This is a genomic window from Actinomadura xylanilytica (genome assembly GCF_030283145.1).
GTDB lineage: Bacteria > Actinomycetota > Actinomycetes > Streptosporangiales > Streptosporangiaceae > Spirillospora > Spirillospora xylanilytica.
This window is the reverse complement of record NZ_JASNWE010000002.1, coordinates 924,857-949,079: the sequence shown is the minus strand read 5'-3', so window position 1 is coordinate 949,079 and position 24,223 is coordinate 924,857. Positions and strand designations below refer to the sequence as shown.

The following is a 24,223-nucleotide window of genomic DNA, read 5'->3' as shown; positions in this document are numbered from 1 at the left end:
CTCAGGAGGGCGGCTACTTGAGGAGACGCGACATGCGGCGGTCGGCGAGGGGCTTCCCGCCGGTCTGGCAGGTCGGGCAGTACTGCAACGACGAGTCGGCGAACGCCACCTCGCGGATGACGTCGCCGCAGACGGGGCACTTCTCGCCCGCCCGGCCGTGCACGCGCAGGCCGGTCTTCTTCTCGCCCTTCAGGTCGTGCGCCGCGAGCCCCTCGGAGCGCGCGACCGCGTCGCGGAGCGTGCCGACGATCGCCTCGTGCAGGACCGCTACGTCCTCCTCGGTGAGCGATGACGCGATCTTGAACGGGGACATCTTTGCGACGTGCAGCACCTCGTCGGAGTAGGCGTTGCCGATGCCCGCGATCACCTTCTGATCGCGCAGCAGCCCCTTGACCCGGGTGCGGTTGCCGCCCAGGATCGCGCCCAGCGCGGCCGGCGTGAACGACTCGGCGAGCGGATCGGGACCGAGCGCCGCCACCCCCGGGACATCGGCGGGATCGCGGGCGACGTAGACCGCCAGGCCCTTCTTGGTGCCCGCCTCGGTCAGGTCGAAGCCGGACCCGTCGTCGAGGTGGACGCGCAGGGCGAGCGGGTTCTTGCCGCCCGGCCGGGCGGGCTTGACCGGGACCTCCTCGCGCCACCGCAGCCAGCCCGCGCGGGCCAGGTGGATCACCAGGTGCAGCCCGTCGACGTCGAGGTCGAGGAACTTGCCGTGCCGGGCGACGCCGGTGACGGTCAGTCCGCCGAGGCCGGTCACCGGCGGGTCGTAGGTCTTCAGCGCCGAGATGGCGAGAACATCGATCCGGGTGACGACGCGACCCACCGCGCGCTCCCGCAGAAACCCGGTCAGGGCCTCCACCTCAGGTAGCTCTGGCATGTCCCCAGTATCGGCGATGATTTCCGTCCACAACCCTGTGGAAAGCTGTGGAAAACCCTGTGTACAACTCCGCCAGGCCCGGCCCCGCCGGGCCTGGCGAGGGCTATACCTCTACAAATATCGACAGAACCCCGGAGCGGGGCCGGTCCGGGACGTCACGCAGGGTGTGGATAACTTCCGCGCAACATCAGCCCGCCAGGGCCGGAACGGGCTCCCCGGCGGCGATGGCGCGGCGCAGCCGGATCAGCTCCTTGGGCAGGCCGACGGCGGCCCCGCCGACCAGGACGCCGGAGCGGCCGAACGCCACCGCGAACCGTCCGTCCGCCGGATCCCCGGCGACGACCCGCGAGGTATCGGCGAGGCGTGGGAAGCCCGCCCACTGGACCCGGACGCCGTGCACGCGCGTGCCTAGTGAGGGAACCTCGGTGAACGGCTCGGCCTCGGCGGGCCCGCGCAGCAGGTTGCGAGCGGCGACGGCCCCCTGCTCGTTGGCGTTGGCCCAGTGCTCGACCCGCACCGCCTCCCCGCCGAAGAGCCCGTGCGGCCAGCGGGCGACGTCGCCCGCCGCCACGACGCCGTCGGCGGCGAAGAGCGCCGCGTCGGTGAGCACGCCGTCGTCGACGCGGACACCGCCGCCCTCCAGCCATTCGGTGTTGGGCAGGACGCCCATGCCGACGACGACCAGGTCGGCGGGGAGCGAGCGGCCGTCGTCCAGCCGCACCCGCAGGGCCGTCCCCTCATGACCGGACCCGCCGTCCACAGGCGCGCCGTCCACGGGCGTCCGCTCCACGGTCGTCACCCGGGTTCCGGAGACCAGGTCGACGCCGTTCCGCCGGTGGTGGCCGGCGAGCCAGCCCGCCGCGGTCTCGCCGATCACGCCGGCCATGGGGAACGGCGCGGCGTCCACGAGAACGGTCTCGATACCCTGGGCCCGTACCGTCGAGGCGATCTCACCGCCGATGAAGCCGCCGCCGATCACCACCACCCGGCGCGGGCCTCCGGCGAGGGCCGCCCGCAGGGCGAGCGCGTCGTCGATGGTGCGCAGGACGTGGACGCCGGGCAGGTCCGTCCAGCCGCCGGCCGGCAGGCGGGGGCGGGCGCCGGTCGCGATGACGAGGCCGTCGTAGGGCAGGCGGGTCCCGTCGTCGAGCGTGACGGCGCGGGCGTCGCCGTCGAGCCGGACGGCGCGGCGCCCGCCCAGCCAGCGCGCGTCGATCTCGTCGGCTCCCGGCAGGGCGACGTCGTCGTCCCCGGTCAGCACGCTCTTGGACAGCGGCGGCCGGTTGTAGGGCAGGTGCGGTTCGGCGCCGATCAGGTCCAGCTCTCCGGCGAAGCCCTCGTCCCGCAGGGTCTGCGCGGCGCGCAGTCCGGCGAGCGAGGCGCCGGCGATCACGATCCTCCGATGGGTGCGCATGGGGGGTTCCTCTCAGCTTCGGGTGCGGGCCTGCCCGGAAGGCAGGAACGGCACACCCTACCCCCCGAGGGTATTTTCTCGAACGTGACCCGGATCTCGGAACAACCCCTAGGGGGTACGGGTTGCAGAGACTGAAGCGCTATGGCAGCATGAGGACCACGAGATACCCCCCAGGGGTAACCAGAGAGAGGGATCCGCACATGAGCACCGCCACCTACACCGTCACCGGGATGACCTGCGGACACTGCGTCGGATCGGTCAAGGAGGAGGTCGGGCAGGTCGCGGGCGTCACCGCCGTGGACGTCGACCTCAAGACCGGAGCGGTGACCGTGACCAGCGACACGGCCGTCGACGACGCCCTGATCCGGGACGCCGTCGAAGAGGCCGGCTACGAAGTGAAGGTGTGAGGCGACCATGAACACCGCGACCAAGCTGGGGGCCTACGCCCTGGGCCTGGCCGCCGCCTTCGGCAGCGCCGCCGGGATCGGCACCATCGTCGGTCCCGTCGGCGCCACCGCCGAGTCCGGCGACCACGGGTCGGCGCACTCCGGCCACTCCGGCGGCACCGCCGAGGAGACCGGCACCCCCGCGCCGGGCGGGCTCCAGACCGTCCAGGACGGCTACACGCTGAACCCCGAGACGACCACGGTGACCCCCGGGAAGCAGACCGACTTCCGGTTCACCGTGACCGGCCCGGACGGCGCGCCCGTCACCCGCTACACCCCGCTGCACGGCGAGAAGCTGCACCTGATCATCGCCCGGCGGGACCTGTCCGGCTTCCAGCACGTGCACCCCGCGCAGGTCGGCGGCGGCGTCTGGTCGATGCCGCTGATCCTGCCGGACGCGGGCACCTACCGGTTCTTCACCGACGTCCGGCCCGAGGGCGCGAAGCGGCAGCTCACCCTCGGCACCGACGTCTCGGCCCCGGGCGACTTCCGGCCCGAGCCGCTGCCCGCCGCCGAGCGGGTCGCCGAGGTCGACGGGTACGAGGTCGCGCTCGCGGGCGATCTGGTCCCGGGCAGGTCCAGCAAGCTGACCCTGACGGTGAGCAAGGACGGGAAGCCGGTCACCGACCTCCAGCCCTACCTCGAGGCGTACGGCCACCTGGTCGCGCTCCGCGACCGCGACCTGGCCTACCTGCACGTCCACCCGGACGGGGAGCCCGGAGACGGCAGGACCGCCCCCGGGCCCGCGATCACCTTCTACGCCGAGGTGCCCGCGGCCGGCTCCTACCGGCTCTACCTGGACTTCAAGCACGGCGACACGGTCCGCACCGCCGAGTTCACGGCGGTCGCCGGAGCGCCGGCGCCGTCCCCCCAGTCCACTTCGCCCGCTCCGTCCTCCCCGCCCGCCGGGGAACCGGAGCACGGCGACCACGAGCACTGACCGACCCATCGACCGCTGACCCGCAGACCGACCCACCCGCTGATCCGCCGCCGGAACCGGCAGCGCCAGTGCGGCAATCCCTCTGAGGAGGAGTGATGACCACCGGCACCGTCCCCGAGAGGGGATCCGGCAAGCTCGAGCTCGCCATCGGCGGGATGACCTGCGCGTCGTGCGCCGCCCGCATCGAGAAGCGGCTGAACAAGATCGAAGGCGTGACCGCCACGGTCAACTACGCCACCGAGAAGGCCAAGGTCGAATACCCCGAGGGCGTGTCGCCCGAGGAGCTGATCGCCTCGGTCGAGAAGGCCGGCTACCGCGCCGAACTGCCGCCGCCGCCCAAGGCGGCCGGGACCGGGGCGGGCGCCGCGGAGGCCGAGGGCGAGCCCGACGACGGGCTCCGCCCGCTGCGCCAGCGGCTGACCACCGCGGTCGTGCTCGCCGTCCCGGTGATCCTGATGGCGATGATCCCGCCGCTCCAGTTCGAGTACTGGCAGTGGCTGTCGCTGGTGCTCGCCGCGCCCGTGGTGACGTACGCGGGCTGGCCGTTCCACCGGGCCGCCTGGACCAACCTGCGGCACGGCGCGGCGACGATGGACACGCTGGTCTCGGTCGGCACCATCGCCGCGTTCGGCTGGTCGCTCTGGGCGCTGTTCCTCGGCACCGCCGGCGAGCCCGGCATGAAGCACGGCTTCGAGTTCTCGATGACCCGCTCCGACGGGTCGATGAACATCTACCTGGAGGCCGCCGCCGGGGTGATCGCGTTCATCCTGGCCGGGCGCTACTTCGAGGCGCGCTCCAAGCGGAGCGCCGGCGCGGCGCTGAAGGCGCTGCTGGAGCTGGGCGCCAAGGAGGTCTCGGTCGTCCGGGACGGCCGCGAGGAGCGGATCGCGGTCGACGACCTCGCCACCGGGGACGTCTTCGTGGTCCGTCCCGGCGAGAAGATCGCCACCGACGGCGTGGTCGAGGACGGCTCGTCCGCCGTGGACGCCTCGCTGCTCACCGGCGAGTCCGTCCCGGTCGAGGTCGGTCCCGGCGACGCCGTGGCCGGCGCGACGGTCAACGCGGGCGGACGGCTGCTGGTCCGCGCCACCCGGGTCGGCGCCGACACCCAGCTCGCCCAGATGGCCCGGCTGGTGGAGGAGGCGCAGACCGGCAAGGCGCAGGTGCAGCGGCTCGCCGACCGGATCTCCGGGATCTTCGTCCCGATCGTGATCATGCTGGCGCTGGCCACCCTCGGCTTCTGGATCGGCACCGGCACCGGGCTGGCCGGCGCGTTCACCGCCGCGGTCGCCGTGCTGATCATCGCGTGCCCCTGCGCCCTCGGCCTGGCCACCCCGACCGCACTGATGGTCGGGACCGGGCGCGGCGCCCAGCTCGGCATCCTGATCAAGGGCCCGGAGGTGCTGGAGTCCACCCGCTCCGTCGACACCGTGGTACTGGACAAGACCGGCACCGTCACCACCGGCCGGATGGCCCTGGTCGATGTGATCACCGCCGACGGCGGGGACGCCGCCGAGGCGCTCCGGCTGGCCGGCGCGCTGGAGGACGCCTCCGAGCACCCGATCGCGCAGGCCATCGCCAAGGGCGCCACCGAGCGCACCGGTGCCCTCCCCGCCGTGGAGGACTTCGCCAACGTCGAGGGCCTCGGCGTGCAGGGCATGGTGGACGGCCACGGCGTCCTGGTCGGACGGCCGCGGCTGCTCGCCGAGTGGTCCCAGCACCTGCCGCCCGAGCTGGAGAAGGCGATGGCGGACGCGCAGAAGCTCGGCCACACCGCCGTCGCGGTCGGCTACGACGGCGCCGCCCGCGCCGTGATCACCGTCGCCGACCAGGTCAAGCCGACGTCCGCCGAGGCGATCACCCGGCTGCGCGAGCTCGGCCTGCGGCCGGTCCTGCTCACCGGGGACAACGAGACCGTCGCCCGCACGGTGGCGGACGCGGTCGGGATCGAGGAGGTCATCGCCGAGGTCCTGCCGCAGGACAAGGTCGATGTGGTCAAGCGGCTCCAGGGCGAGGGCCGGACGGTCGCGATGGTCGGCGACGGTGTCAACGACGCCGCCGCGCTCGCCCAGGCCGACCTGGGCCTGGCGATGGGCACCGGCACCGACGTGGCGATCGAGGCGTCCGACCTGACCCTGGTCCGCGGCGACCTGCGGTCCGCGGCCGACGCGATCCGGCTGTCCCGCCGCACGCTCGGCACGATCAAGGGCAACCTGTTCTGGGCGTTCGCCTACAACGTGGCCGCCCTGCCGCTGGCCGCGACGGGCCTGCTCAACCCGATGATCGCGGGCGGGGCGATGGCCTTCTCCTCGGTGTTCGTGGTGAGCAACAGCCTGCGGCTGAAGCGCTTCAAGGCACTCAGCGACGATGCCGCGCCGGCCGCCGCCGGAGCGGACGCCCGCACCCCGGCCCGGCCGGAGGTCCCGGCCGGTCGCTGAGGCCCCCGGCCGGGGCTCCGAGCCCCCTGCGGATCGCGCGCGGCCCCTGACACAGGGCCGCGCGCGATCCTTTCGTCGTCCGGACCGGCGTCCGCGCGCACCTGCCGGACCGGGCCGTCCCGCCGTCCGGGTGACCCGACTCACCTCGTTCTCGCTGGCCATATACCCCCCACCCGTATATGCGACCAGGAGTCGGCGAAACACGGCGACGCACACGGAGAGGATGGGCACCATGACCACCACGACGCACTCCGGCCCGGCCCAGGGGCACCACGCCGGGCACCACGACGCGGGCGGCCTCCCCGGTGGTCTCCAGATCTCGCAGGACGGGTACACCCTCGACCTGGACCGCTCGATCATCCGTCCGGGCGCGACCCGCCTGCGGTTCCGGATCCTCGGCCCGGACGGCGCCCCGGTCACCGCCTACACCCCGCTCCACGACCGCGACCTGCACCTGATCGTCGCCCGGCGGGAACTGACCGGCTTCTGGCACGTGCACCCGGAACTCGGCGACGACGGCACCTGGTCGGTCCGGCTCGACCTGCCCGGCGCGGGCGCCTACCGGGTGTTCGCCGACATCGCCCCCGAGGCCCTCGGCAGGACCGTCACGCTCGGCGCCGACCTGGCCGTGAGCGGGCCGTACGAGCCGCTCCCGGTGCCCGCGCCCGCCACCGTGGACGTCGTGGACGGCTACGAGGTCACGCTGGCCGGCGACCTGGTGCCCGGCGAGGCCCGCGAGATCACCCTCACCGTCCACCGGGACGGCGCGCCCGTCACCGACCTCCAGCCCTACCTGGCGGCGTACGGGCACCTGGTGGTACTGCGCGCCGGCGACCTCGCGTACGTGCACGTCCACCCGGACGGCGAGCCCGGCGACGGGGTCACCGCGCCCGGTCCCGGCATCACCTTCCACGCCGCGGTCCCCGGACCCGGCACCTACCGGGCGTTCCTCGACTTCAAGCACGGCGACACGGTCCGCACCGCGGCCTTCACCCTCGTCGCCGGACACTGACCCCGTCCCGCACGACCGGCGCGGGCTTGGGCCTGTCTCACAGTGCCCCAGCCGTAGCACGAGCGCGCTACCTGGCCGGTGGGCGATGCCGGAGGCGAGCCGCACCGGCCAGATCGCAAGCGATGCCGCGCTCGCCAAAGCCAGGTCGGCATCCGAGCCGCCAGGCGAGAATGCCGGGCCGGGCTTAAGAAATTGAGCCTGGCGTCCGGCCCGGGTAGACCAACTCCCACAGGGCGGCGGCGGTGTGGGTCTCCGCGGGCTGGCCGCCGTGCATCCGCTCGATCTGCACCTCGCCGGTGAAGCGCAGGTAGGAGCCGTCGAATCCGGCGATCTTCGCCAGCGCGTTCCGGAACCCGCCGATCTCGTCCAGCTCGCCGAGGTCGGCGGCCCGTGGCGCGCCCGGCGTCGTGTCCTCCCGCGTGAACGTGACGCGGTAGCCGTCGTCGCCGGGGTCGGCGGCCCGGTACTCGAAGACCAGGGTGCCCGCGACCGGCCGCCCGGTGCCCGGGTCGTCGTCCTCGTCGTACGCGGCGAACCGCACGAGCGTGCAGTCGTCGGCGACGATCCGGTTCCCGCGCGCCAGCATGAAAATGGGGAACTCGGCGCGGTCGTACCGCTCCTCCGAGGTGATGTGCGAGGCGATCACGTTGTAGGGGCCGGCGGCGGCGCGGGCCCAGTACCAGTGGTCGATCAGCCCGGTCACCGGGGTGTCCCCCCAGTTGTGGTCGTGGTAGCCGGTGCCCGCGCGTCGCTCGGCGCGCCCGCCGACGGCGAGCGTGACCTCCGCCGAGCCGCTCGGCACCGAGGGCAGCCAGGCGAAGAACCGCTCGTCGTCCTCACCGAAGTAGATGTGGCCGGTCTCGGGGCGCCAGGGCTCGGTCCGCGGGGTCAGCACGACGTCGGCGGTCACCCCGTCCAGCTCGGCGTGGACGCGGTAGCCGCGGTGGTCGCCGGTGAACGTGCTGGCGCCGATCCGCACGGCGCACCGGCCGGTGGCGAAGTCGTGGTCGCCGCAGTGCGCCGTGGCGCGCTCGCTGACCCGGGTGCCGTCGGGACGGTCGAGCTCCAGCGTGACGAACGGGCGGGGCGGACCGGCTCCCCCCTCGGTGAAGTCCTTGGTGTAGAAGACGATCACGAGGGTGGAGCCGTCGTCGAGCCGCGCCTCGAAGTACCACCACTCCCAGGTGCCGGGACCGCCGGGCGCGGTGCGGAACCCGTCCTCCCAGACCGCCACCGCCCGGCCGAGGCCGAGCGCCGCGTAGTCGGCGGGCCGGCCGGCCAGCCGGGCCCGCGAGAGTTGGCCGATTGACGTCATATGGGGCATATACCCGCATTTCAACCCCGCTGAGACCCGCGCCACCCCATGTTTCGGTCAATCCCGGTGCCCCGCCCGGCGCCGAAGGCGTCCGGCTAGAGGACGGGCACGTCCCAGAAGGCGAGCTCGTGCCGCATGCCCTCCAGGAAGAACCGCTCGGCGCGGTCCCGGTCGATGCCGGCCTCGTCGATCATCTGGGCGCAGCGCCGGGTCAGCCCGGCGAACGCGGGGTCAGCGTAGGTGTCGACCCAGCGGCGGTAGCGGGGTTCGGCCGGCGGGTTCGCGGCGAGGCGCCGTCCCAGCGTGGAGTAGCCCCACATGCAGGGGTAGAGCGCGGCCAGGCCGTCGCCGTAGTCGGCGGCGCTGTCGAGCAGGAACCGGGTGTACGCGGCGCAGGCCGGGCCGGTCTTCGCGCCCTCCAGGTCGGCGCCGAACTCCGCCGACAGCGACCGGTGCAGTTCCAGTTCGTCGTGGAAGGTCGAGTGGGCGAGGTCGACGAGATCGCCCAGATGCGTCGGGGGCGCCTGCCAGGCCAGCCGCGAGAACACCCGCACGTAGTCGAGCAGGTAGAGGTGGTCCTGCTCCAGCCACGAGCGGAACACGGCCTCGTCGAGGTCGCCGCGGGCGATGCCCGCCACCGTCGGATGCCTGAGCTGCTCCTCGAGCAGCGGCAGGCCGAGCTTCTCCAGATGGGCCGACAGCTTCATGCCCGCAAGTCTCCCATCAAGGACAAAGTGCGTAAAAAAGACCGATCCCCGCCGGACTTTCGCAGCCCGGCGGGGAACCGGTCCAGGCCGATGTGCGGGTCGCCTCTCGGCGGAAGGCACAACGCGGCTCCAGCCGAACGGTATTCCGCGAAGGCAATAGGTGAGGCCCGGGGACACCAGGCACATCGGCTTGTCCTGTCCAACCGACGAGCGGCGGCGATTGTTCCCGTCCTCCCCCGGATCCTTCTCCGGGGGACGCCCCGCCCCGCGAATCGGGCGTTCCCCATCATGGGAGCGATACCCCTCACGCATGGGACGCGATGCCTGCACAATGGCGCGAGTGAGCGATGGGGCGCGGGGGGACGACCTCAATCGCGCCGTCCGGGCGGCGCAGGCGGGCGACGAGGAGTCCTTCCGCCTGCTGTACCGGGACGTGCAGCCCCGGCTGCTGCGCTACGCCCGCGCCCTCATCGCCGACGACTCCGACGCCGAGGACGTCACGTCCGAGGCGTGGTTGCAGATCGCCCGCGACCTGCCCTCCTTCCGCGGCGACATCGACGGGTTCCGCGGCTGGTGCGCGACGATCACCCGGCACCGCACGCTGGACCTGCTGCGCCGCCGGAAGCGGCGGCCCGTCGCCGACCTGCCGATGGACGACCTGATCGGGACGGCCGCCGAGTTCGACACCGCGGACCTGGCCCTGGACGGCCTGTCGACCGAGGCGGCCCTCCGGCTGATCGCCGAGCTGCCCCGGGACCAGGCCGAGGCGGTGCTGCTCCGCGCCGTCCTGGGCCTGGACGCCAAGCGGGCCGGCCTCGTCCTCGGCAAGCGCGCCGGGGCCGTCCGGACCGCGGCGCACCGCGGCCTGCGCCGCCTGGCCGCCCGCCTGGCCGAGACCGCGCCCCCGGCGGGCAGCGGGACCCTGCCGGTGCCCGGGCGTGACGGTGTGATCGGCTCCGGCGCTGAAGAGGTGAGATGAACGATCCACCCGACCGGCGGACCGCCGAGCGCCTCCTGCGCGGCGACGCCGCCGCACACCCCGCGCTCGCCGAGATGCTCGCGGGTGCGGCCGGTCCCGCGCGGCCGGCCGAGCTCGCCGGGGAGGACGCCGCCGTCGCCGCGTTCCGGACCCGCCGCGAACCGCGCCCGCGCATCCAGCACCGGACGCTGACCAGGCTGCTCACCGTCAAGGCGCTCCTGGCCGTGCTCGCGCTCGGGGGCGGCGCGGCCCTCGCCGGGGGCAGCGGCCACCTCCCCGGACACCAGGGACCGCACCCGGGTCCGCGCCCGCCGCGGATCGGCACCCCGCCGGACGAGTCGTCCGATCGCGCCACGCTGCCCGCCGTCCCGTCGCCGCCGTCGCCGCCGTCACCGTCCCAGGGGCGGCACGCGTCGAGTCCCGGCCCCCGGAATCCGACGCACCGGCCGTCGAAGCCATCGAAGCGGAAGAAGAACGGCAAGCCGGAGAGGGCCGAGAAATCGAAGAAGAGGAAGAAGGCGAAGAAGGCCAGGAAGCCGAAGTCGCGGCACGGCGGCCCGAACCGCTCGCCCGCCGGAAGGGCTCGAAGGTAGGGTCCGCCAATGGCAACGACGCATTACAGGCGGCGGGACTCCGCCGGCCTCCGCGCCATGCAGGGGCTGACGCAACGCCTGTGGTCGCCGGACACCTCCCGCTGGCACATGGGCGAGCTCGTCTGGCATCGGCTCCAGCACCTCGGCCGCGAGCACGAATGGCACATCTCCCTCTGGGAGCACCGCGGACGGCCCGTCGCGTGGGCCTGGGCGCAGCCGCCGGGCCGTCTCGACCTGCACCTCGACCCGGCACACCCCGGCCTGATGGACGAGATCCTGCGCTGGTTCAACGAGCTGACCCCCGGGGCGGCCCGCGTCGTCACGGTCCTCGACACCGAACCGGCGGCGCTCCAGGACTCCCTGCTGAGGCACGGCTACCGCGAGCGAACCACCGGCCCGTTCTTCATCCACCTCCGGCACGACCTGGACGACCTTCCCGAGCCGTCCGTCCCGGAGGGCTACACGCTGCGTCCCGTGCGCGGCGAGGAGGACGCCGAGGCCCGCGCCGCCGTGCACCGGGCGGCGTTCTCCCTGCCCGGCGAGCCCTCCCGGGTCGTCACCGAGAGCTACCGACGGATCATGCGGGCCTGGCCGTACCGGCCCGAGCTCGACTGGCTCGTCGAGGCCCCCGACGGCACGCCCGCCGCGTTCTGCCTGGTCTGGGTGGACGACCTGAACCGGGCCGCCGTCCTCGAACCGGTCGGCACCGACCCGGGCCACCGCCGCCTCGGTCTCGCGAGCGCCGCGATACTCGCCGCCCTCCGCGCCGCGCGGCGGCTCGGGGCGACCCAGGCCCGCGTCGCCGCGCGCGGCGACGCGGGCCACCCGTCCGCCCGCGCCACCTACATGTCGGTGGGTTTCCAGCCCTATGCCCGCAACCTGCCCTTCACCCGCGAACGCTGAGAAGGCCGGCACCCGCGTCAGCCGGTCGCCCTCGATCGGCACGGGCAACGCCGACCGCGACGCTGGACTTCGGCACCGTCCGCCCCAACGCTGAGGTCATGGCATCGCGCACCGGGCTACTGCCCCCAGAACTGCACGCGTACATCAACGCCCACAGCACCGGTCCGGACCCGCTGTTGCTGGAACTGGCGACCGAGACCGCCGAGCGGTTCGCGCGCAGCGCGGGCATGCAGATCGGGCCCGACCAGGGCATGCTCATGACCCTCCTGGCACGCCTGTCCGGGGCCCGGGACGCCGTCGAGGTCGGCACGTTCACCGGCTACTCGTCGATCTGCCTGGCCCGCGGCCTGGCACCGGACGGGCACCTGCTGTGCTGCGACATCAGCGACGAATGGACGACGCTCGCCCGCCGCTACTGGGACCGGGCGGGCCTCAGCGACCGCATCGAGCTCAAGCTGGCCCCGGCCCTGGAGACCCTGCGGGCGCTCCCCGCCGACACCGCCTTCGACCTGGCCTTCATCGACGCCGACAAGCCGTCCTACGTCGACTACTGGGACGCCCTGGTGCCCCGCGTCCGGCCCGGCGGGCTCCTCCTCGTCGACAACACCCTGTGGGCGGGCCAGGTCACCGATCCGTCCGCCCAGGGCGAGGCGCTGGACGCGATCCGCTCGTTCGACGACCACGCGGCCGCGGACACCAGGGTCGAACTCGTCATCGTCCCCATAGGCGACGGCCTGACGGTCGCCCGCAAGAAGTAGGGCGTCTCTTCTGGGGATGGATGTTCGTCACCATCGCGCCATGTCTTCACCTCCTCTCGGACGTATTCGCGGCGACGGGTTGACCTCAAGTTTGGTTGATGTCAGAGCCTGCGGTTGACCGGGACGCCGGCGGGCGGGGCCGGTCATCTGACAGATTCCCGGGCCCAGCGTGCTCCGTAGCGTCGCGGTCAGCCGGAGAGAAGCCCCTGACCTGCACCGAGGAGAAGAAGAATGACCGAGAACCCGCTGCGTGTGGCGATCATTATCGGCAGCACCCGGGAGGGCCGCTTCGGACCGACCGTGGCCGGCTGGTTCATCGAGGAGGCCCGCCGGCACCAGGGCCTGGCGATCGACGTGATCGACCTCGCCGACACCCTGCCCCCGGCGGCGCTCGGCTCCGCGCTCGGCGGGGCCGCCGCCGAGGCGTTCAACGCGGTGACCGGGACGCTGGACGCGGCCGACGCGTTCGTGATCGTGACCCCCGAGTACAACCACAGCTTCCCCGGCACCCTGAAGAACCTGATCGACACGCACTTCACCCAGTGGCGGGCCAAGCCGGTCTCGTTCGTCTCGTACGGCGGAATGTCCGGAGGGCTGCGGGCGGTCGAGCACCTCCGGCAGGTCTTCGCCGAGCTGCACGCGGTCACCGTCCGCGACACGGTGAGCCTGCACAACCCGTGGGAGTACTTCGACGAGCAGGGCCGCCCGGACGACCTCCAGGCGTCCGGCACCGCCGCCAAGGTCATGCTCGACCAGCTCGCCTGGTGGGCCGAGGCCCTGCGCTCCGCCCGCGCCGTCCGTCCCTACGGAGGCTGAGAACGCGCCTCCGTCCGGAAGCACCCTCAAGGAGCGGGCGACCACGTGACGGCCGCGCCGATCGACCGGCGGGGCCGCGCGTCACGGCCCCGCCGGTCGCACCGGTCGCACCGGCCCCGCCGGTCGCGTCCGGTCAGACGGCCTTGAGGAAGCCGGAGTCGACCGCGACGTCCGAACCGGTCGTGCTGCCCGAACGCGGCGAGACGAGCAGCGCGACGACGTCGGCGATCTCCTGGGGGTCGGCGAGCCGGCCGGTGGCGAGGCCCATCATCTCCGGCGCCGCCTTGTCGATCACGGTGTCGCGGTCGGCGCCCATCTGGGCGGCCAGGACGTCGGCCGCGCCGCCGTCCTTGGTCCACCAGTCGGTGCGGACCGGCCCGGGAGTGACGGTGTTCACCCGGACGCCCTGCGGGGCGTACTCCTCCGACAGCGCCTTGGTCAGGTTGTTCAGCGCCGCCTTCGAGGCGTTGTAGTCGACGTTCATCGGGGCCGGCTGCGTGGCGTTGGCCGAGGACACGTTGACGATCGCCCCCGCCTCGCTCTTCAGCAGGTGCGGGATCGCGGCGCGGATGGTCCGGACCACCGAGAAGAGGTTGAACTCGAACATCGCGCGCCAGTCGTCGTCGTTCGGGGCGAGGAACGAGAAGCGCGGCAGGGTCACGCCGGGCGGCGGCCCGCCGGCGTTGTTCACCAGGATGTCCAGCCCGCCGAACACCTCGACGGCGCGCTCCACCACCCGGGCCGGCGCCGCGGCGTCCATCAGGTCGACTGGGACGTGCACCAGGTTCGGCCCGGCGAGCGCGTCCAGCCCGGCGCCGCTCGTCCGGGACGCGGCCACCACGCGGGCGCCCTCGTCCAGCAGGGTACGGGTGATCGCCAGGCCGATGCCCTTGGAGGCCCCGGTGACGAGGGCGACGCGGCCGGTGAGCTTGAGGTCCATGTCGAATCCTTCGATCAGGGTGGTGTCGGTTCGTTCACCCCCTAGAACCCCGCCCGGCCGGACTCGGTTGCACGCGCCGGTCACCCGGGCCGGCCGCCCGCGGGCAGGCTCGGGAACCGCCCTCGCCACCACCACCGCCGCCGCCATTCCGCGACCCGCCGCAGCCATCGCCCTCTCAGCGGCGCTCGGACTGCTTGTCTGGTCCTTCGGCCGCGACATCGGATGGCTCTGGTGCGACCGCACGAAGCATCCCGCAGCCTTGGAGGACGCCGATGGAGCGCCAAGCACACGCCTTCTGGGTCCGTTCGCCCGGTGAGGGGGAGATCAGGGCCGTCACCCTGCCGGAGCCCGGCCCGGACGAGGTGCTGGTCCGCACCCTGTACTCGGGGGTGAGCCGTGGCACCGAGACGCTGGTCTTCCGCGGCGGGGTGCCCGAGAGCCAGTACGAGGTGATGCGGGCGCCGTTCCAAGAAGGCGACTTCCCCGGACCGGTCAAGTACGGCTACCTCAACGTGGGGGTCGTCGAGCACGGCCCGCCGGGTCTGCTGGGACGCGCCGTCTTCTGCCTCTACCCGCACCAGACCCGGTACGTCGTCCCGGCCCAGGCCGTGACGCCCGTGCCGGAGAACGTGCCCCCGTCCCGGGCGGTGCTCGCCGGGACGGTCGAGACCGCCGTGAACGCCCTGTGGGACGCGGCGCCGCTGGTCGGCGACCGGATCGCCGTGGTCGGCGCCGGGATGGTGGGCGGCTGCGTCGCGGGCGTCCTGGCCGGGCTGCCCGGCGCCCGCGTCCAGCTCGTCGACACCGACCCGGCCCGCGCGGACGTCGCCGAGGCGTTCGGCGTCGGCTTCGCGCTGCCCGAGCGGGCCGAGGGCGAGTGCGACCTCGTCGTGCACGCCAGCGCCACCGAGTCCGGCCTCACCCGGTCCCTGGAACTGCTCGCGCCGGAGGGCGAGGTGGTCGAGCTGAGCTGGTACGGAGACCGGCGGGTCGCCCTGCCGCTGGGCGAGGCGTTCCACTCGCGCCGCCTGGTCGTGCGCGGCAGCCAGGTCGGCGCGGTGTCGCCGGCCCGCCGGTCCCGCCGCACGTTCGCCGACCGGCTGGCGCTGGCGCTGGCGCTGCTCGCCGATCCGGCGTTCGACGTGCTGGTCACCGGCGAGAGCGGCTTCGCCGACCTGCCCGGGGTGCTGCCCCGCCTCGCGAGCGGCGAGCTCCCCGCCCTCTGCCACCGCATCGTCCACGATCCCGCCTAGGCGGGCGGCACCGGAGGCCAGCACCGTGTTCAGCATCACCGTCCGCGACCACATCATGATCGCCCACAGCTTCCGCGGCGAGGTCTTCGGCCCCGCGCAGCGCACGCACGGCGCGACGTTCCTGGTGGACGCCGCGTTCCGCCGCGCCGAGCTCGACGCCGACAACATCGTGGTCGACATCGGGCTCGCCACCCGGGCGCTCGGCGCGGTGACCGGCGAGCTCACCTACCGCAACCTGGACGACGAGCCCGCGTTCACCGGGATCAACACCTCCACCGAGTTCCTCGCCAAGGTGATCGCCGACCGGCTCGCGGACCGGGTGCGGGCGGGCGAGCTCGGCGAGGGCGCCCGCGGCCTGACCGGGATCGCGGTCACGCTGCACGAGTCGCACGTCGCCTGGGCGAGCTACGAGCGCACATTGTGACCACCACCTGCTTCGTCGTGCCCGGCGACATCGGCGACCTGTCCAGACCCAGCGGCGGCAACACCTACGACCACCGCGTCCGTCAGGGCCTCATGGCGGCAGGGTGGCCGGTGCGCGAGATGGCCGTCCCGGGGACGTGGCCACGGCCGGACATCGTCGCGAGGTCCGGGCTAGCGCAGTCGCTCTCCGCATTGCCCGATGGCACCGCCGTCCTTCTGGACGGTCTGGTCGGGTGCGGCGTTCCAGATGTCGTCATCCCCCAGGCGAACCGTTTGCGGATCGCGGTCCTGGTGCATCTGCCCCTAGGAGACGAGTCCGGGCTGTCCTCCGGCCCGGCCGCAGAGCTGGACGCCCTGGAACGAGAGACCCTGCACGCCGTGGACGCGGTCATCGCGACCAGTTCCTGGGCGGCACGCCGGTTGACCGAGCATCACGGGCTCACTGCCGTCCACGTCGTTCCCCCAGGCGTCGATCCTGCGCCGCTCGCGCCTGGCACCGATGGCGCGTCCCGGCTGCTGTGCGTCGCCTCGGTCACACCACGCAAAGGGCTCGACCGTCTCGTCACGGCTCTCGCCTCCGTCTCGGACCTCTCGTGGACATGCGACTGCGTCGGTCCGCTGCACACCGACCCCGTATACGTGGCGCGGCTCAGGCAGCAGATCGACGAGGAGGGCCTGAGCGACCGCGTTTGGATGACGGGTCCCCAACACGGGGAGGAGCTGAGCGCCTCTTACGCCGCCACCGACCTCGCGGTGCTCCCGTCCCTGGCCGAGACGTACGGCATGGTCATCACCGAATCCTTGTCCAGAGGAATCCCCGTTCTGGCGACGAACGTGGGCGGCGTACCGGAAGCTATGAGCCAGGCTCCGGCTCCTCATGGGACCGTGCCCGGGATCCTCGTCCCGCCGGACGACCCCGAGGCACTCGCCGCAGCCCTGCGCCGCTGGCTCACTGACCACGAACTACGGCAGACCCTCAGGAGCGCGGCGCGGCTTCGCCGTGACGTCCTGGACGGTTGGGAAACGACGTCACAACGCATGGGTGCCGTACTGGACCAATTGCATGGAGAGCCCTGATGAGCCTGTCTCACACATCCGGTTTCAGTCCTGACTGGCTAGCACTGCGCGAGAACGCCGACGCCGCCGCCCGCGCCCCAGAACTCGTCACCCTGCTCAAGGAGCACCTGCCTGCGGGACGGCTGGTCATCCGCGACCTCGGCTGTGGCACCGGTTCCATGGGCCGCTGGCTTGCGCCGCAGCTCCCCGGTCCGCAGCACTGGATCCTGCACGACCACGATCCCGCGCTGCTCGTCCGGGCCACCACAGGCATGACCGGCATGGCGGCGTCCGACGGAAGCCGCGTCACGGTGGAGACGCACCAGGGGGACCTGGCCGGGCTGAGCGCCGCCGACCTCACCGGCACCTCGCTCATCACCGGTTCCGCCCTGCTGGACCTGCTCACCGCCACCGAGGTCGACCAGCTCGCCATGGCGTCCACCGGGGCCGGCATCCCCGCGCTCCTGACCCTCTCCGTCGACGGCCGGGTCGCACTGTCGCCCGACGACCCGCTCGACGCCGAGTACACCGCCGCGTTCAACGCCCACCAGCGCCGCACGCATCACGGCCGCCGCCTGCTCGGCCCCGACGCCGCCGCCACCGCCGCGCTGGCGTTCGAACGCCACGGCGCGGCCGTCCGGACCCGTCCGAGCCCTTGGCGGCTCGACGCGGCGCAGGCGCAACTGACGGCGGAGTGGCTCCGGGGCTGGGCCGGGGCCGCCCGCGAACAGCGCCCGGAACTCGCGAACGACTCCTACCTGCCGCGCCGGCTGGGCACCTGCACCGCGGGCGAGCTGCATGTGACCATCGAGCACACCGACCTGCTCGCCCTCCCGGAACGGCCCGCCTAAACGGGCCGGCCCCCAGCCCGCTCGGCGCGCCAACGGTCGACCAGGGCCGGGAGTTCGCGGAACATGAAACCGTAGAAGTCGCGCATCTCGGCCAGCCGCCGCGCGGCCGGGCTGTCCGCTCCGGCGGCCTGGATGCCCTGGTCGGCGGCCTCGAACATGGTCTGGACGAGGCCGTTCTGCGTCGACATCAGCGTGGCCCAGGCACCCTCACGCAGCCGGTAGTGCTCGCGGCGGCTGCCCGGCGCGGGCACGCGTTCGATCAGCCCGACCGTCGACAGCATCTTGATCGCGCCCGACACCGAGCCGGAACTGATCGCCAGTTGCCCGGCCAGCTCGGGCGCGGTGACGCTGTCGGCGTCGGCGAACAGGAACGCCGCCATCACCCGTGCGGTCGCCTTCTGCAGACCGCCCTGGGCCAGGGCCAGCGCCATCCGCTCGGCAGCCTCCGTGGTATCCGCCAAGGTCATCCCCCCTCGAAGTACTCAACGCGATTCTAACAGCTCAAAGCTTTCAGTAATCTCTGAACACTCTGATACGGTTCGGACCATGCGTACGGCGATCGAGCTGAACGAGCTCACCAAGACCTATGGCCAGCGGCGCGGCCTGGACGGCCTGACCCTCCAGGTGCGCGCGGGCGAGGTGTTCGGCTACCTCGGCCCGAACGGCGCCGGGAAGTCGACCACCATCCGGCTGCTGCTGGACCTGATCCGCCCGACCTCCGGAACCGCCCGCGTGCTCGGCCTGGACCCGCGGGCCGACGCGGTCGAGCTGCACCGCCGCATCGGCTACCTGGCCGGCGACTTCGTCGTCGACGGCCGCCAGCGCGCGGGCGAATGCCTGGCGTTCCTGGGCGGTCTGCGCGGCGGCGTCCCGGTAGCGCGGATCACCGAGCTCGCGGCCCGGCTGGAACTGGACCTGACCGCGCGGATCAAGAGCCTTTCCAAGGGAAACCGGCAGAAGGTCGGGATCATCCAGGCGTTCATGCACGACCCCGAGCTGCTCATCCTGGACGAGCCCACCTCCGGGCTCGACCCGCTGGTCCAGCAGACCTTCCTCGACCTGGTCACCGAGGCCAGGACTGCCGGGCAGACGGTGTTCATGTCCAGCCACATCATGAGCGAGGTCGAAGCCGTCGCCGACCGCGTCGCCATCATCCGCGAGGGCCGCCTGGTCGCCACCGACACCGTCACCGACCTGCGGTCCCGCTCGTTCCTCCAGGTGCGGCTCACCTTCGCCGACCCGGTCCGGCCAGAGGAGTTCAGCGTCCTGCCCGGCGTCACCGACCTGGTCCTCGACGGGACGACCCTCACCTGCCGCGTCGACGGCAGCCCCGACCCGCTGGTCAAGGCCGCCGCCCGGCACACCCTCACCGGCCTGCGCGCCGATACCCAGGACCTGGAAGAGCTCTTCCACGCCTACTACACCGGCCATGCCGCCTGACCCGCCGACCACCACCACGAACGGCAGCGCAATGACGACTCCTTCGGCACCCTCCAGCACCCCGTCCCTGGGCACCTCGGCGCTCGCCCGCGCCTTCGGCGGCTCACTGTTCGCCAAGACCCTGTTCGACAACCGGCGCGTCCTCATCGCCTGGGCCCTCGCCACCGGCCTGCTGGCGATGATGTACGCCGCGTTCTACCCGCAGATCTCCGCCGACTCCCTGGCGAGCGTCCCCGAGGCCATGCGCGGGTTCGGCCTGGACGACGCCACGTCCGCCGCCGGCTACCTCCAGGGCGCGGTGTTCGGTCTGCTCGTTCCGCTGCTCGTCGTCTTCTACGGTGCCGCCACCGGCGCCCGCATGATCTCCGCGGACGAGGAGTCGGGCTACCTGGACCTGCTGCTGGCCCACCCCCTCGGCCGCGTCCGGCTCCTGCTGCACCGGTTCGCCGCGCTCGCCGCCGGAGCCGTCCTGATCTCCGCCGCCGTCCTGGCCGCCATGCTCGCGGTCCGCACCAGCGCGAAGCTCGACTCCATCACCATCGGCGGCTTCGCCGCCCAGACCGTCAACCTGGCGCTGCTCGCCATCCTGTTCGGCGCGCTGGCGACCGCCATCGGCGCAGCCACGGGCAAGGGCCGCGCCACCGTCTTCGGCGTCACCGCCGGCCTGGGCGTGGCCGCCTACGCCCTGCGCGGCTTCGCCCCCCAGGTCGGCGCGGACTGGCTGCGCCACCTCACGCCGTTCGACTACTACATCGGTGGGGAACCCCTCAAGAACGGCTTCCAGCCCGCCGACGCCGCCGTCCTGGCCGCCGTCACGATCGTCCTCATCGCCGCCGGCGCCTGGCGCTTCACCTGCCGCGACGTGGCCCGCTGACCCGGGGCCCACGGCCAGGGGGAGATCGCCGCCGCGATCGCCCCCTGGACGGACCGCCTGGGGCTCCGCTGAACGTCCGCATGGACGTCCTCCTGTCGGACCCGCCTTCTACGCTCGCCGCATCAGCCGTGAACCGGAGGGTGACCTGATGCCAGCGCAGACCACGTACCTGGAACTGTCGGACGACAGCGGGACGGCCCACAAGTTCTACGAGGTCATGAGGTCCGGCGTCCAGGTCACCATCACCTACGGCCGTATCGGCACTCCCGGACAGGCCAGGACGACGGCGTTCCCCACCGCGCAGGCGGCGGACGCGGCGGCGCAGAAGAAGATCGGCGAGAAGGTGCGCAAGGGCTACGCCCCCGCCGTTCGGGGCGTCCGGCAGCGCCGCGCGGTCACCCGGCGCGCCATCGCCAGCAGCAGGTCCACGGCCAGCCAGGCGCCGGTGCTGTGGCGGTTCGCCAGCGGCGCGGCGGCGTTCGGCATCTTCGTGGACGGCACCGGATGCTGGGTCGGCAACCAGCACGGCGACGTGTACACGGTGGCCCACGACGGCACGGTCACCAGCCGGTTCAGGCTGCCCGACGGGGTCAAGTGCATCGTCGCCGACGACTTCTGGATCTACGCGGGCTGCGACGACGGCAAGGTCTACGACCTCAGCGGCAAGGTCCCCCGGGTCGCCTACGAGATCTCCGCCGACGTCGACATCTACTGGCTCGACATCGACGACGCGATCCTCGGCGTCTCCGACCGGAACGGCCGGGTCACCGCGATCGACCACGAGGACGAGTTCCAGTGGGCGCGCGACGTCACCGGCGACTCCGCCTGGATGGTCCGCTGCGACACCGGCGCCATCTACCACGGCCACTCGCGCGGCGTGGCCCGCTACGACAGCTCCGACGGCACGCCGCGATGGCAGACCCAGGTCGACGGGAACGTCCTGTTCGGCTGGCAGGAGAGGGAAGCGGTCTACGCCGGCACCGGCCGCAGCCGCGTCTACCGCCTGGCCAAGGAGGACGGCTCCGTCGAAGCCGTCTACAAGTGCGACGCACCGGTGTTCTCCTGCGCGACGGCCCCCAGCGGACGGTACGTGTTCGCGGGCGACAACCACTCGTCGGTGTACTGCTTCGACCAGCACGGCGAGCGCCTGTGGAAGCTCGGCACAGGCTGCGGCTCGGCGTTCTCCATGCAGTTCATCGACGACCGCCTCTACATCGTCACCACCGACGGGACGCTCGCCTGCATCGACGCGGGGGAGGAGGCGATCCGGGCGGCCGAGCGGGGTACGGTCCCCGAGCCGCTCGACGTCAAGGCCGCCGCGTCGCTCGTGGCCGTGGAGCCCGGCCTCACCTTGGAGACCACCTCCGAGACCGGGGACGGCATCGTGGTGGAGTGCTACGAGGACGGCCCCCGCCTCCGCGTCCGGGTGTCCAGCCCCGGGTACGACGCGGGCTGGCGGGTGCAGTTCCCCAAGGACATCCGGGAGCCGGGTGCCCGCTACCTGGTCGAGGGCGTGCGCGCCTCCGAGCGCGGGGGCTTCTACCGGGCCTTCGGTGAGATCAAGCGGATCCGGTGACCACTCCCAACTCGCCCCATTTGTAACGTATGTGAACTTTATGGCGTTTTCCCTTGCCCGGTTCGGCGCACGACTCCAGGTGTGCGCGGACCCGACACGTGAGGGGGAACGTCGTGACCGACACGATCGTCAAGAACAGGGTGGTGCTGGAGCGGGCGGCACAGGAGTTCGCCGACGCCAACGCCCGGCGGCCCTACATCTACGAGCTTCCGCCCCAGGAGGGACGGGAGGTGCTGGAGAAGCTGCAATCCGATCCGAGCGTGCCCATGCCCGAGATCGACGAGGAGTGGATCCAGGTGCACGGCGGCCCGACCGGCGTGGTGCCGGTGCGGATCGTCAAGCCCAGGGACGCGACCGGGACGCTCCCGGTGATCTTCTACACCCACGGCGCGGGCTGGGTCTTCGGATCGGCCCACACGCACGACCGGCTGGTGCGGGAGCTGGCGATCCGCTCCGACGCCGCGGTGGTCTTCCCCGAGTACGACCGCTCGCCCGAGGCCAAGTACCCGACCGCGGTCGAGCAGAGCTACGCCGCCGCCCGCTGGGTCATGCGGCACGGCGCCGAGAAGGGGCTGGACCCCACCCGGATGGCGGTGGCGGGCGACTCGGTCGGCGGGAACATGGCGACGGTCCTGGCGCTCATGGCCAAGGACCGCGGCGACGTGAACGTGGTCGGCCAGGTGCTGTTCTACCCGGTCACCGACGCCGACTTCGACACCGAGTCCTATCACCAGTTCGCCACGGGCTACTACCTCAACCGCGACGGCATGAAGTGGTTCTGGGACCAGTACACCACCGCCCCCGAGCAGCGCGCCGAGGTCTACGCCTCGCCCCTGCGCGCGAGCGTCGACCAGTTGCGCGGCCTGCCTCCGGCGATGGTCCTCAACGGCGAGGCCGACGTGCTGCGCGACGAGGGTGAGGCGTACGCGGCCAAGCTGCGCGAGGCGGGAGTGGAGGTCACCGCCGTCCGACTGGCGGGCATGGTGCACGACTTCGCCATGATCGACCTGCTGCGCGACACCCACGCCAACAAGGCCGCCATGGAGCTGGCGACCACCGCCCTGCACGAGGTCCTGAACGGCGCCTGACCGGCCCGGCGACGAGGCCGGCCGAGATCCGCCCCGTCGATCATGGCGAGGTTGGCGCCCTCGCCCACGACCGGGGACATCAGGTAGGCGGCGTCGCCAGCAGGGTGATACCGGGGGTGCCCGCCCAACCGTGGCCGACGCGCAGCGCGTAGATCGGACGCGGGACCAGGGCACCCTCGACATCGTTGATCAACTCCGTCAGGGCGGGGTCCCAGCCGGCGAAGTTCTCCAGCAGGGTCGCCTTGGCGCCGTCGGTGTCCGCGAAGTCGATCCCCGACCTCCAGCCCCTCGGGGACGGTAAGGGTGACGTAGGTGTGCAGCGTCCCGCCGGATTCGCGGTGGGCGAGGAAGCCCTTGCCCGCGCCGAGCGCGAAGAGCACCCCACCGCCGCCGACGGCCGCGGCCCCGGGATGACGGGCATCGGCGTCCAGCAGGGTGGTCTCGCCCATGGACACCCGGGTGTAGGCGGGGGTCGCGCCGCCCGCCCGCCGAGGGGGCGCACCGCCGCGACCTTGGCCCCCCAGCGATGGTCCCGGCGGGCAGCAAGCCGAGCAGGAGGTCGCGCAGCCGCCCGCGGTCGACCTTCGGGCAGGTGCCGGAGCCCCCGTCCTCCAGGTGGACGGGGGCTCGCTCGTCGAGGACGCGCATGGCCTCCGCGCCGGGCAGGGTGATCTCACGAAACGCGTCGATGAGCCCGGCGGCGCGCAGGGCGACGTCCCGTCCGGACCGAAATCCGCACGTGGAGCACCCGTAACAGGCCAATATTCGATGATCTTGAAATTCCGGGGCGAATTGTCAGAGGCGCGGGTCATCCTGCGGGAAACCGACCGTTACCGGAGGTGTCCGTGGACGAACCCTCCCCGCCCGTCCGGCGCGGCCCCCACGCCGTGCTCCTGGCCGCCCTCGCCTTGGCCACAGGCGCCGTCACCTGCGTCGGCCTCTACTTCCTGATCGGATTCGTGCTGGCGCACTGGCGCTCGATCGCCCTCATCCTCGCAACGGCCGCGGTCCTGGCCGCCGTTCTCGCCGTCTGCATCGTGAAACGCCGGTGGGACGCGCGGCAGCGGGCGGAACGGCTCCGCGAGATGGCCCACCTGGAAAGGGTCGACCAGATGACCGGCCGGGAGTTCGAGGAACTGACGGCCGCCCTGCTCCACCGGGACGGCTACCGCCGCGTCGAGATCGTCGGCAAGGCGGGCGACGGCGGCGCGGACGTCCTCGCGGTGGCGCCCGACGGCCGGCGGATCGCCGTCCAGTGCAAGCGCTACAGCAGCACCATCGGCGTCCGGCACGTCCGCGAGATGGTCGGCGCGGTGAACGCCACCTACCGCGACCACGTCGGCGTGTTCGTCACCAGCAACCATTTCACCAAACCGGCGGTGAACGAGGCGGGCAGCCTGCTCGTCCTCCTCGACCGCGACCGGCTGGCCCGCTGGATGGACGGCACCCCCCTCGTCTGCGAACTCCCCGAGGCGTTCTCGGCCACGGGATGACCCCGGAGGCCACCGCCTCGGCGGCCTCCCT

At 72.7% G+C, this 24,223-nt stretch carries 24 protein-coding genes; 18 read left to right on the top strand and 6 right to left on the bottom strand.

From position 1 onward, the window contains the following. Nucleotides 1-13: 13 nt before the first annotated feature. Together QP090_RS15515 and QP090_RS15510 are read right to left on the bottom strand one after the other, a co-directional pair. Complete coding sequence (locus QP090_RS15515) at nt 14-877, bottom strand: Fpg/Nei family DNA glycosylase (protein ID WP_285939564.1); 864 nt, start codon at nt 875-877, stop codon at nt 14-16. A gap of 187 nt (nt 878-1,064) precedes the next feature. Continuing rightward, nucleotides 1,065-2,291, bottom strand: coding sequence for an NAD(P)/FAD-dependent oxidoreductase (locus QP090_RS15510; protein WP_285939563.1), 1,227 nt, complete (start codon nt 2,289-2,291; stop codon nt 1,065-1,067). 200 nt (nt 2,292-2,491) lie between these two features. Here QP090_RS15510 and QP090_RS15505 point away from each other — a divergent pair, with 200 nt between their 5' ends. The 4 genes from QP090_RS15505 to QP090_RS15490 all read left to right on the top strand — a co-directional run bounded on the left by QP090_RS15505 (nt 2,492) and on the right by QP090_RS15490 (nt 7,127). Then, nucleotides 2,492-2,698: a heavy-metal-associated domain-containing protein gene (locus QP090_RS15505; protein ID WP_285939562.1), complete on the top strand. Its 207-nt coding sequence runs from the start codon at nt 2,492-2,494 to the stop codon at nt 2,696-2,698. A gap of 7 nt (nt 2,699-2,705) precedes the next feature. Next, on the top strand, nt 2,706-3,677 hold the full coding sequence (locus QP090_RS15500; RefSeq protein ID WP_285939561.1) for a DUF8832 domain-containing protein: 972 nt from the start codon (nt 2,706-2,708) through the stop codon (nt 3,675-3,677). A 95-nt stretch (nt 3,678-3,772) separates the two neighbouring features. Beyond that, on the top strand, nt 3,773-6,115 hold the full coding sequence (locus tag QP090_RS15495) for a heavy metal translocating P-type ATPase (protein ID WP_285939560.1): 2,343 nt from the start codon (nt 3,773-3,775) through the stop codon (nt 6,113-6,115). Nucleotides 6,116-6,347: 232 nt separating this feature from the next. Beyond that, nucleotides 6,348-7,127, top strand: a complete 780-nt coding sequence (locus QP090_RS15490) for a DUF8832 domain-containing protein (RefSeq protein WP_285939559.1) — start codon at nt 6,348-6,350, stop codon at nt 7,125-7,127. 184 nt (nt 7,128-7,311) lie between these two features. On the opposite strand, the gene QP090_RS15485 is transcribed toward QP090_RS15490, so the two are convergent. Together QP090_RS15485 and QP090_RS15480 are read right to left on the bottom strand one after the other, a co-directional pair. Next, nucleotides 7,312-8,442: a hypothetical protein gene (locus tag QP090_RS15485; RefSeq protein WP_285939558.1), complete on the bottom strand. Its 1,131-nt coding sequence runs from the start codon at nt 8,440-8,442 to the stop codon at nt 7,312-7,314. 95 nt (nt 8,443-8,537) lie between these two features. Beyond that, nucleotides 8,538-9,149 carry a TenA family protein gene (locus QP090_RS15480; protein ID WP_285939557.1) on the bottom strand — a complete coding sequence of 204 codons (612 nt, stop codon included), beginning with the start codon at nt 9,147-9,149 and terminating at the stop codon, nt 8,538-8,540. Between the two features lie 331 nt (nt 9,150-9,480). Between QP090_RS15480 and QP090_RS15475 the strand changes: the two genes are divergently transcribed. The 5 genes from QP090_RS15475 to QP090_RS15455 all read left to right on the top strand — a co-directional run bounded on the left by QP090_RS15475 (nt 9,481) and on the right by QP090_RS15455 (nt 13,198). Continuing rightward, complete coding sequence (locus QP090_RS15475; protein WP_432763043.1) at nt 9,481-10,128, top strand: RNA polymerase sigma factor; 648 nt, start codon at nt 9,481-9,483, stop codon at nt 10,126-10,128. Then, entirely contained in the window at nt 10,125-10,721 is a 597-nt protein-coding gene (locus QP090_RS15470) for a hypothetical protein (protein WP_285939555.1), read from the top strand. Before QP090_RS15475 ends, QP090_RS15470 begins: the two co-directional genes overlap by 4 nt. Nucleotides 10,722-10,730: 9 nt before the next feature. Further along, nucleotides 10,731-11,624 (top strand): GNAT family N-acetyltransferase, encoded by an 894-nt coding sequence (locus QP090_RS15465; RefSeq protein ID WP_285939554.1) that lies wholly within the window; start codon nt 10,731-10,733, stop codon nt 11,622-11,624. Nucleotides 11,625-11,722: 98 nt separating this feature from the next. Continuing rightward, nucleotides 11,723-12,382 carry an O-methyltransferase gene (locus tag QP090_RS15460; RefSeq protein WP_285939553.1) on the top strand — a complete coding sequence of 220 codons (660 nt, stop codon included), beginning with the start codon at nt 11,723-11,725 and terminating at the stop codon, nt 12,380-12,382. A 231-nt stretch (nt 12,383-12,613) separates the two neighbouring features. After that, entirely contained in the window at nt 12,614-13,198 is a 585-nt protein-coding gene (locus QP090_RS15455; protein ID WP_285939552.1) for an NADPH-dependent FMN reductase, read from the top strand. Between the two features lie 133 nt (nt 13,199-13,331). Here QP090_RS15455 and QP090_RS15450 read toward each other — a convergent pair whose 3' ends face one another. Beyond that, on the bottom strand, nt 13,332-14,138 hold the full coding sequence (locus tag QP090_RS15450; RefSeq protein ID WP_285939551.1) for an SDR family NAD(P)-dependent oxidoreductase: 807 nt from the start codon (nt 14,136-14,138) through the stop codon (nt 13,332-13,334). A gap of 272 nt (nt 14,139-14,410) precedes the next feature. Here QP090_RS15450 and QP090_RS15445 point away from each other — a divergent pair, with 272 nt between their 5' ends. From QP090_RS15445 to QP090_RS15430, 4 genes are read left to right on the top strand one after another with little or no spacing between them, the layout of a single operon-like run. Beyond that, a complete protein-coding gene (locus QP090_RS15445) occupies nt 14,411-15,391 on the top strand; it encodes a zinc-dependent alcohol dehydrogenase (protein ID WP_285939550.1) in 981 nt (326 codons plus the stop codon). Nucleotides 15,392-15,416: 25 nt separating this feature from the next. Further along, nucleotides 15,417-15,815 carry a 6-pyruvoyl trahydropterin synthase family protein gene (locus tag QP090_RS15440; protein ID WP_285939549.1) on the top strand — a complete coding sequence of 133 codons (399 nt, stop codon included), beginning with the start codon at nt 15,417-15,419 and terminating at the stop codon, nt 15,813-15,815. Then, nucleotides 15,812-16,891 carry a glycosyltransferase family 4 protein gene (locus QP090_RS15435; RefSeq protein ID WP_285939548.1) on the top strand — a complete coding sequence of 360 codons (1,080 nt, stop codon included), beginning with the start codon at nt 15,812-15,814 and terminating at the stop codon, nt 16,889-16,891. Before QP090_RS15440 ends, QP090_RS15435 begins: the two co-directional genes overlap by 4 nt. Next, on the top strand, nt 16,891-17,721 hold the full coding sequence (locus tag QP090_RS15430; RefSeq protein ID WP_285939547.1) for a class I SAM-dependent methyltransferase: 831 nt from the start codon (nt 16,891-16,893) through the stop codon (nt 17,719-17,721). Before QP090_RS15435 ends, QP090_RS15430 begins: the two co-directional genes overlap by 1 nt. On the opposite strand, the gene QP090_RS15425 is transcribed toward QP090_RS15430, so the two are convergent. Then, nucleotides 17,718-18,182, bottom strand: coding sequence for a GbsR/MarR family transcriptional regulator (locus QP090_RS15425; protein ID WP_285939546.1), 465 nt, complete (start codon nt 18,180-18,182; stop codon nt 17,718-17,720). The two genes, QP090_RS15430 and QP090_RS15425, sit on opposite strands and share 4 nt — an antisense overlap. Nucleotides 18,183-18,267: 85 nt before the next feature. Here QP090_RS15425 and QP090_RS15420 point away from each other — a divergent pair, with 85 nt between their 5' ends. From QP090_RS15420 to QP090_RS15400, 5 genes are all read left to right on the top strand, one after another. Continuing rightward, a complete protein-coding gene (locus tag QP090_RS15420) occupies nt 18,268-19,161 on the top strand; it encodes an ABC transporter ATP-binding protein (RefSeq protein WP_285939545.1) in 894 nt (297 codons plus the stop codon). A 31-nt stretch (nt 19,162-19,192) separates the two neighbouring features. Beyond that, nucleotides 19,193-20,035 (top strand): efflux permease Rv1217c-related protein, encoded by an 843-nt coding sequence (locus QP090_RS15415; RefSeq protein WP_285939544.1) that lies wholly within the window; start codon nt 19,193-19,195, stop codon nt 20,033-20,035. Nucleotides 20,036-20,183: 148 nt separating this feature from the next. Beyond that, nucleotides 20,184-21,611 carry a WGR domain-containing protein gene (locus QP090_RS15410; protein WP_285939543.1) on the top strand — a complete coding sequence of 476 codons (1,428 nt, stop codon included), beginning with the start codon at nt 20,184-20,186 and terminating at the stop codon, nt 21,609-21,611. Between the two features lie 125 nt (nt 21,612-21,736). Next, nucleotides 21,737-22,699, top strand: a complete 963-nt coding sequence (locus QP090_RS15405; RefSeq protein ID WP_285940093.1) for an alpha/beta hydrolase — start codon at nt 21,737-21,739, stop codon at nt 22,697-22,699. 845 nt (nt 22,700-23,544) lie between these two features. Further along, entirely contained in the window at nt 23,545-24,192 is a 648-nt protein-coding gene (locus tag QP090_RS15400) for a restriction endonuclease (RefSeq protein ID WP_285939542.1), read from the top strand. The last annotated feature ends 31 nt before the right edge of the window (nt 24,193-24,223 follow it).